At 65.2% G+C, this 861-nt stretch carries 1 protein-coding gene; it reads left to right on the top strand.

Annotated features, from left to right (window positions below; translation table 11 throughout):
• A partial coding sequence (locus GH2_RS21835) for a hypothetical protein (protein WP_066172670.1) occupies positions 1 to 838 on the top strand: 838 nt, incomplete at its 5' end.
• Positions 839 to 861 lie beyond the last annotated feature (23 nt).

Genomic DNA, 861 nt, shown 5'->3' with positions numbered 1-861 from the left:
CGTCACCGTCGTCGATGATCGAGACGCCGTGGTGGCCGGCATCGAATCTCGCGACTACATGGGCGGGATCGTCCTCGGTGCGCAGCCCGAGGTGCTCACCGCATCGGCCAATGGTGCGGTCAATGAGGTTGTCGCGCAACTGGCGACCCCATTGGAGTCGGCGCTCGCTCAACAGTCTGGGGTCCCACCGGGCGGTGAACCCACAGTGACCCTCACCGACGTTGCACCGTTCTCCGACGAAGACCCCAATGGCGCGCTGCTGAACTCGGCGTTCTTCCCGATGCTCTTCGGCGGCATCATCGGCGGCGTCCTCATCTCGACTGTCATCGTCGGAGCGAGGCGACGCATCCTCGCAGTGACGACGTACGCCATCGTCGGCGGAATCGTCCTCGCCAGCATCCTGCAACTCTGGTTCGGGTCGATCCAGGGCAACTACTTACTCAACGTCGGCGCCTTCGCCGTGGCCATCGCCGCTATCGCCGCACCGATGATCGGCTGCGTTGCGCTGATCGGCCGCGCTGGTACTGCAATCGGCCCGGTCGTGATGATGCTGTTCGCCAACCCCATCTCGGGAAGCGCGTTGCCGTCACAGTTCCTCCCCGGAGCATGGGGCGAAATCGGACAGTGGTTCCCACCCGGTGCATCGGCGACGCTGGTCCGTGAACTGTCGTACTTCCCCCAGGCCGACACGACGTCATCGTGGCTGGTACTCGCCGGGTGGATCGTCGGTGGCGTGATCCTCACCGCCGTGGGACACCGCCGATCGGTCAGCGCCCCGCCCAAACCAACTGCCAGCGATGACGGCTACACGAAACCGGTCCCTGCCCTTTCGTCCTGAGGGCAGGTTTCGGAGCCTGCCTC

Source organism: Gordonia hydrophobica NBRC 16057, from assembly GCF_001592365.1.
Lineage (GTDB): Bacteria > Actinomycetota > Actinomycetes > Mycobacteriales > Mycobacteriaceae > Gordonia > Gordonia hydrophobica.
The sequence above is the reverse complement of the archived record's forward strand: the minus strand, read 5'-3'. Positions and strand labels throughout refer to the sequence as shown.